Source organism: Staphylococcus pettenkoferi (assembly GCF_002902685.1).
Classification (GTDB): Bacteria; Bacillota; Bacilli; order Staphylococcales; family Staphylococcaceae; genus Staphylococcus; species Staphylococcus pettenkoferi.
In genome coordinates this window covers 1-7,794 of record NZ_PPRN01000075.1, presented here as the reverse complement: position 1 = coordinate 7,794, position 7,794 = coordinate 1, and the positions used below count along the sequence as shown (strand labels likewise).

The window sequence follows — 7,794 nt, the reverse complement described above, 5'->3', positions numbered from 1 at the left end:
CTTCAGTTTTTGTTATTTTTTACATAAATCTTTTTGTATATATGATTTTAGCACTTATATATGTAGAATCTGTACTCCTATTCAATAAATATACCTTATTAGATAAAACATTACTTATAGCTGTACTTACGATAATGATAGTATCGTTTATAATGGAAATTATTTTAGAGTGGAAACTTAAGTACTCGTTTATATTGTTTAAGATAGAAGATTTGATTGGGTGGCGAAAACGTTTGAAGAAAACTCATGAGGGCTTATTAATTGAGTATAAAACACTTAGAGATATCAAAGGATCGAAGACTAAAAATGGAATAGACAAAAATATCGAACGACAGATTTTTATATCAAATAAGACAGAGTATATGCAGGAATCCTTTCTATATGAAGATAGATACAGAAGATTAAAAAATTTAAATTTACTATTTCTAGAATATATAAGATGGAGCATTCCTATAGTGATAATTATATTTGACGGTGGATTAACTTGTTGTTTAGGGTACGAAAACTCTACTGTTAAATGGATATGGGGAGTTTCAATTCTTATTTGTTTTGTAATTAGGATAATAATTTGTGCTATACAGGCAAGAACTATATTACCTCAGAACGAGACAGAATTAAAGCAAGCATTTAATGAAATGAAAAATATTTAATAATATAAGAGTCTGGAAGAGTAAAAGGTAAAAGAGTTATATTAGCTCTTAATTTAAGTTTTTCAATGTAGACTTGACACACTTGAGGGATCCAGACCACAACGAAAATCCATTACTAGAGCTTAAAAGCGAAAGGAATTAGTTGAGTGTGGCCCCCTAAGTAAATAAAAAGAGCCTAGGATAAAACAATTGTCTTTTAATCTCATCCCAGACTCTTCTATCATTATCAATCCATATGTTCTTCAATATAAGCTTTAAATGCTTCTGCTTTCTCGACATCCACATTGCGCATCGGAAACGCACCAACCGCAAAGCGAATCGTTAACGTCGCATCTGCTAACGTAATCGCTTCAATCTCACTATAATTAATATTGCGGTAGTAAAACTCGCCGTCCATATCCACATTCAGAATCAAACGTTCGCTTGTCGCCACATATCCCGCTTCAAAGGTCTTCACTTCACCACGCACAGGGGAGTCCATATCGCCGAGTAGCGTAGGCCCTTTCTGTTCAGTAGGGAACAGGTCATTCGGATTTACATTATCTAATATCATTACTTAAGTCCTCATCTATTTCTTAATATTTATTGCTTCGTGTTTCGCATAAATCTTTTAAAAAGGAGCTAAGCGCAAGTGTGCTTAGCTTGCGCTTAGAATCGCCCTACAATATACAATAGGGCAGTGCCATTAAAGAAAGTGGTGCAGATGAGTCGCTTCACATTTTAGAAAGAGTATCAACAATGTTCTCACCTATACTTGGGGATGCCTCACTTACCCATTAATGGCACCAAATTTATCATTAATCTACGATATCGAGTTCGACATCTTTAATATCAATACCGAGTGCTTTTGCGACACCTTCACCATATGCAGTATCCGCTTTGAAACAATGACGGATATGACGGTGTTTAATGTGTTCGCTTACTGGCGCCATTTCATTCGCAGTATTCTCAAATAAACGTTGTTGTTCTTCTTCAGACAACAAACGGAAGAGTTTACCCGGTTGTTCGAAGTAGTTCGCGTCATCTTCACGGAAGTCATGTTCATAAGCTGTACCCTCTAATGGTAAACCAGGCTTTTTAAACTGCGGCTGACTTTCTAACTCTCCATGTTGGTTTGGATAATAATGTGTCTTCGCACCTTGGTTCTCGTCTAGAATACGCATTTGACCATCGCGGCTAAATGGACAAATATTTTCAACACCTACACCTTTAGGTTGGTTGACTGGAATTTGCCAGTGGTTCACGCCAAGACGATAACGTTGCGCATCCCCGTAAGAGAAGAGGCGGCCTTGTAACATCTTGTCAGGTGAGAAATCGATACCTGGAACGATATTTGTAGGCGCGAACGCAGCTGGTTCTACGTCTTGGAAGTAGTTCTCAGGGTTGCGGTTTAACTCAAATTCACCGACTTCGATGAGTGGATATTCATCTTTATACCACACTTTCGTTAAATCGAATGGATTATCTTTATGGTTACGCGCTTGCTCTTCCGTCATCACTTGAATGTACATCTTCCATTTCGGGAAGTTGCCTTCTTCAATCGCGTTAAACAAATCTCTTTGAGAAGATTCGCGGTCTTGACCAACGATACGTGTCGCTTCGTCAGGTGTTAAGTTCTTGATACCTTGTTGGCACACATGATGGAATTTAACCCATACACGTTCGCCTTTAGCGTTATACATAGAGTATGTGTGAGATCCGAAACCGTGCATGTGACGGTAGCCGTCTGGAATACCACGGTCAGACATGAGGATCGTCACTTGGTGAAGTGCTTCCGGAAGTGATGTCCAGAAGTCCCAGTTTGCTTCAGGATTATGCATATTTGTCTTCGGATCACGTTTCACGACGTGGTTTAAACTTGCGAATAACTTCGGATCTCTGAAGAAGAACACAGGCGTATTGTTACCTACGAGATCCCAGTTTCCTTCGTCCGTATAGAATTTCAACGCGAAACCACGGATATCACGTTCTGCGTCTGCCGCACCACGTTCGCCGGCTACAGTTGAGAAACGAGCGAACATCTCTGTTTGCTTACCAACTTCAGAGAAGATGCTTGCACTTGTATATTGAGTAATATCATTTGTTACGGTAAAAGTCCCAAAGGCACCTGAACCTTTCGCATGCATACGTCGTTCAGGAATGACTTCTCTATCGAAGTGTGCCATTTGTTCCAAGAAATAAATATCTTGCATTAACAGTGGACCACGTGGACCAGCCGTCATACTATTCTCTCTGTCTGATACGGGTGCGCCAAATAAACCAGTTAATTTACTCATAGTTATATCTCCTTTGGTGTTGAGTTGAAGGACGCTGTCTTTAGAATGATTTCAAATTATCTTTTATACGATTATGGTAAAATTGAAAATTTGAGTAATTCGTTAAATCGTTGCGAGATTCGTTACATTGCCTTCATACTCACGATTGATGCCGTCGATGTCATCTCATAACATGATTAGATGGATGAGACGCAAACGTCAACATGTGCTATGTAATTGAAAACAATTATTACTTTGTAATTACTATAATCTATTATACACAGTTTTACCCGGTTGTCTATCTTTTTCACTTAAAATATTTATTAGGTCGTGCGGAATTGGGTTGAGGATGTAGGGTATGAATATTAAAGAGTTCATTATCCCTTATACACATAACAATATATATTCAAATGCTAAGATAGTCTTTTTACTTATGAGAAAACATTGTAATAAATTGAGTTGATAATCTATTTATTTGAAATTGATAAATGTTAGACTAAATATAAAGGGAGGTTTATTAATGAGCATTATTAATTCAAATTCTAGAAGTTTAGGTTCTTATTTAGCTGAACATAAATATTACATTCCAGATTATCAGAGAGGGTACTCATGGGAGTATGATGAATTGGAAGATTTTTGGGCAGATTTGAAAGAATTAGTTGAAGAAGATTATGAAAGTCACTTTTTCGGTCAGATAGTGATACATTCCGATGATGAAACAAAGCGTAAATATATTATCGATGGACAACAAAGAACAACAACAGCTGTTATTCTCTTAGATACATTACGTGAAAAGTTCGATTACTTTGCAAAAGAATATAATATTGAGGATGCTGAATATGATTCTCAAGACATCACTTCTAAATACATTGGATGTTATACAGAGAAGAGAAATGATGTCAGATTAGTATTAGGAGAAAATGATAAAATATTCTTCCAGGAGTATATACAAAGTAAGAAAACAAATGATATTGATAATAAAAAATTAACAAAATCAGAACAAAGAATAAAAGATACCAAAGAGGGTTTTGAAAAACTTATTGATGAATACATAGAGAATACAGAGAGTTATGATGATAAGTACCAAAAAGTATATACACTTTATAAATCTTTAATTGATAATTTTACGGTTATGTTCGTGGAAACTAATGATATTAATGAGGCATTTATAATATTCGAAACTTTAAATGCGAGAGGTAAAGATTTAGAAACTTCTGATTTACTTAAAAATCACTTATTCCGTATCGCAAGCAAAAATATAAACCATGTTAAAACTCAATGGGAAAAAATGTTGGATAATCTGGGGAAAAGTGATGCAACAAAATTTATTAGACATTACTGGAATTCTCAAGATAAATTTATTAGAGAGAAGGATCTATATAAAAAGATACGCAAGTCAATAGATTCAACTAAAAAAGTAAACGATCTAATTTCTGATCTTTCAACTTTATCTACTTTATATAATGCTATCGATAAACCTAACGAAGCAATATATTTCAGTAGTACAGATTTAAATGAAAAAATTAAAGATATAAGTATATTAGGTGCTAAATCTTATTACCCTATTATTATCTCATTAGTAAAAGAAAATTATGATGAAAAAGAAATACTAGACTTTCTTCATGTACTAGAAACATTAATAGTAAGAAACTTTGTTGTAGCAGGAAAAGTTGCTAATAAATATGAACTATCCTTTTCAAAAATAGCTGAAGATATTACTCAACAAGAGTTAACTAATATCGATGAAGTTAAAGAAAGAATAAAGGGATTAATAATTAATAACGAAGACTTCAAATACTTTTTTGAAACTTTCTCAGTTAAAAAGAAAAATGTGATTAGATTTTTATTTAGAGCATTACACAATTATAATAATAAGGAAACTAGGATTCTTAGAGATAATAATAAAATTCATATCGAACACATTATGCCACAAAATATTGATAATTGGGATATTGATCATGATACTTATGAAAATTACCTTTGGCGTTTTGGCAATCTAACTCTCTTAGCTGAGGAATATAATAAAAGCATTATTAATAAGCCGTTTAAACAAAAGAAAGAAATATATAAAGAATCAAAAATAAATTTAACTAGAGATTTGATTCATTATGACGAGTGGACAGATTATGAAATTATTGAACGTCAGAAGAAGTTAGCTAATATTGCTTTAAAAGTTTGGAGCCTAAATTAATGTATTAAAACTCGGCTTGTTTTTAATTTGAAAAGATATAACGCAGGCAATTTGCCCGTAAATGATTTTGATAACTCATTTACGGGCAAAATTATTAACAGGAATTAAAGTGGAGAATAAAGAAAGGATGTTACACGTGAAACATCAGAAACGAAATGATTTTACGACACGTTTGCTCGCGCAGTCAGGGATAGCGAAAGGCATGCGCGTGCTCGATGTCGGTTGTGCGACTGGAGAAGTTTCACATGATGGACGTATTGGAATAATTGAACAGGTAAATAATTAGGAGGAACTTTTTATGACACAAACGTGGTTAATACCTTGTAATACTGAATACTATGATATTCATCGTGCATTTACGGAATTAACTCGACTTGATTGGTCACAGACTCAACAAATGAAATCGATTGAAGTTGGCGATATTATTTATATTTATCTTTCTGCGCCTGTTAAAGCTATTCGATATAAATGTCGTGTGACCGAAGTGAATAAACCTAAGATAACAATAGATGACAATAAATATATTAAAAACGGAGCTACTTTAAACAATAAAGATTCATTTATTGAAATAGAGTATGTGAAAGAATTTAATACGAATAAGTTAAATTATAATGTGCTTAAACAACATGGGCTTAAGGGAATTATTCAAGGACCTCGTCGTCTTTATGGTGAACTAAAAGAATATATTTCAGAAACGGTTGATGATTATAGAGAAGCGGACATTAAAAAAGTAGATAATTCACTTGAAAATACGATTTATGAAGAAGGGCGTCCTGTAGTTCGATATGGTGTTCGTTATGAACGAAATCCTTCTTTAAGAGCTAAAGCTATTGAAATTCATGGTACAAAATGTAAAGTTTGTGGTTTTGATTTTGAAAAATTTTACGGTGATCTTGGTAAAGGTTATATTGAAATTCATCATTTAAAACCTATGTATGAGAATAAAGAGAAAGTAGAAGTTAATCCTAAAACAGATATGGTACCATTATGTGCAAATTGCCATCGAATGATACATCGAAGAAAAAATGCACCATTAAGTGTAGAAGCGCTAAAAGATATCATTAAACAAAACGAATGATTCAAAAAGAAACAAGCCAATTTTAGTAGTATGAATTTGAATTTATCATACTATTTGGTGAAATTATAAAAGACTTCACAAGTAAAAAAACGAAGAGCTTAAAGCTCTTCGCTTCTCTTAAATCAATCAGTTATGAGTTTAAACTTCTAATCTTTTTCTCTTCAAATATAGCGACGATAACTAATAGTATAACTCCAATGAATAAAGCACTATAGAAGACAATAAAAACATCTGACCAACCATGTAAATGAATACCAAGGAAGTGTAAACCTTTAGCACTAGGGTCTGCAATAGCTGCTAAACCTACCTTAGCCATAGAATCTCCAAATAAATATGCGAATGAGCCTGTCATACCGTTTGCGACACTGATTGCATTTTTAGGAACAAACCCCGTAATAGCTACACCAATTAATAATTGAGGCCCAAAGATAAGGGCTCCAAGAACAAATAGTGAAGTATTTACCATTAACACGCTTGTTGCATTTGTATAGAATAATACTGCGAATGTGATGATTAACATACAACCAATAGCGACAACTGCACGACGTCCTTTAAGTAAGTCTGAAACGTATCCCCAAAGCATACTAGCGACGAGTGCACCTATTTCAAAGTAAAAGATAGTATTAACAGCATCAGACTTACTAAAATGTAAGTGTTCTGTTACGTAAAGCGGAGCCCAGTTATCAATACCGATACGTACAATGTAAACGAAGACGTTGGCCCCGCACAAAATCCAAATAACTGGATTCTTTAATATGTATTTCTTAAAAATACTACCTTTAGTCATATTCTCAGAATCAATATTTTCCTGGTCGATAGGTTCTTCCCATATTTCTTCAGCGCGATTCCACCCAAGTTCTTCAGGATCGTCTTTACCAATAAATAATGTGACTATACCAATAATAAGTGCAATAGCAGCAGGAAAGACAAACATACCAATAACGTTACCGTTAAAGAATGTATTGGCACCCCATAAAGCGATAGCTCCTGCAATAGCACCACCAATATTATGTGAAGTGTTCCAGAAACCTAAATAACGACCGCGCTTTGTTCGAGGTGCCCATCTAGAAATTGTGGAATAACTTGCGGGACCACCTACAGATTGGAAGAGACCATTTAACCCCCATAACACAATAAAGATTCCTAATACAGAACCGAAAAAGCTTAAAATGAAGCCCATCATCAACACTGTGAGGGACGATATAATGAGTAAAAATGAAATGATTCGTTTCGTGTTTCTACCGTCGATAAAGTAACCGAGTAAAGTCTTACCTAAACCATAAGTAATACTAAATGCAAGACCAATGTATCCGAGATCTAATGTTGTTAGCCCAGTTTGATCTTTAAGCATTGGCTGAGCAGCTTTAAAGTTATTTCTAATAAGATACATAGCCATATAAGTGAGAAAGACTACCAGAAAGGCTTTTAAAAATTGTCTTAACCACAATTTACGTTGAGTAGATAATGGAATGTTTTTGTTAGGTATTTTGTGAATATCGAAAAAACTCATGAATGACACCTCTTCTTCAATAAAGTAAGAAGAGTATACCACTTTATGAAAGCGTTTTACATATAACTAAAGATAAATTTATTAATATTTAGTGAATACAACGATTAGAT

At 34.1% G+C, this 7,794-nt stretch carries 6 protein-coding genes and 1 pseudogene; 4 read left to right on the top strand and 3 right to left on the bottom strand.

The window, feature by feature from the left end:
* Positions 1-650 (top strand): hypothetical protein (locus CD126_RS12250; RefSeq protein WP_206168294.1); only part of this gene is annotated, 650 nt, incomplete at its 5' end.
* Positions 651-876: 226 nt separating this feature from the next.
* Here CD126_RS12250 and CD126_RS11300 read toward each other — a convergent pair.
* Positions 877-1,203, bottom strand: coding sequence for a hypothetical protein (locus CD126_RS11300; protein WP_049405040.1), 327 nt, complete (start codon positions 1,201-1,203; stop codon positions 877-879).
* A 244-nt stretch (positions 1,204-1,447) separates the two neighbouring features.
* On the bottom strand, positions 1,448-2,926 hold the full coding sequence (locus CD126_RS11295; RefSeq protein WP_103370513.1) for a catalase: 1,479 nt from the start codon (positions 2,924-2,926) through the stop codon (positions 1,448-1,450).
* A gap of 499 nt (positions 2,927-3,425) precedes the next feature.
* Between CD126_RS11295 and CD126_RS11290 the strand changes: the two genes are divergently transcribed.
* The 3 genes and pseudogenes from CD126_RS11290 to CD126_RS11280 all read left to right on the top strand — a co-directional run bounded on the left by CD126_RS11290 (position 3,426) and on the right by CD126_RS11280 (position 6,174).
* Positions 3,426-5,096 (top strand): DUF262 domain-containing protein, encoded by a 1,671-nt coding sequence (locus CD126_RS11290; protein ID WP_049405044.1) that lies wholly within the window; start codon positions 3,426-3,428, stop codon positions 5,094-5,096.
* 127 nt (positions 5,097-5,223) lie between these two features.
* Positions 5,224-5,337 (top strand): annotated as a pseudogene (locus tag CD126_RS11285) (class I SAM-dependent methyltransferase); the annotation flags it as partial.
* Between the two features lie 57 nt (positions 5,338-5,394).
* Positions 5,395-6,174 carry an HNH endonuclease gene (locus CD126_RS11280; RefSeq protein ID WP_232620133.1) on the top strand — a complete coding sequence of 260 codons (780 nt, stop codon included), beginning with the start codon at positions 5,395-5,397 and terminating at the stop codon, positions 6,172-6,174.
* Between the two features lie 130 nt (positions 6,175-6,304).
* Here CD126_RS11280 and uhpT read toward each other — a convergent pair whose 3' ends face one another.
* Complete coding sequence (gene uhpT, locus CD126_RS11275; protein WP_049405046.1) at positions 6,305-7,684, bottom strand: hexose-6-phosphate:phosphate antiporter; 1,380 nt, start codon at positions 7,682-7,684, stop codon at positions 6,305-6,307.
* Positions 7,685-7,794 lie beyond the last annotated feature (110 nt).

What these genes read in the sequence shown, in the direction of transcription:
- CD126_RS11290 (WP_049405044.1), top strand. Translation starts at nt 3,426, where the DNA reads ATGAGCATTATTAATTCAAATTCTAGAAGTTTAGGTTCTTATTTAGCT.
- CD126_RS11295 (WP_103370513.1), bottom strand. Translation starts at nt 2,926, where the DNA reads ATGAGTAAATTAACTGGTTTATTTGGCGCACCCGTATCAGACAGAGAG.
- uhpT (WP_049405046.1), bottom strand. Translation starts at nt 7,684, where the DNA reads ATGAGTTTTTTCGATATTCACAAAATACCTAACAAAAACATTCCATTA.
- CD126_RS11300 (WP_049405040.1), bottom strand. Translation starts at nt 1,203, where the DNA reads ATGATATTAGATAATGTAAATCCGAATGACCTGTTCCCTACTGAACAG.
- CD126_RS11280 (WP_232620133.1), top strand. Translation starts at nt 5,395, where the DNA reads ATGACACAAACGTGGTTAATACCTTGTAATACTGAATACTATGATATT.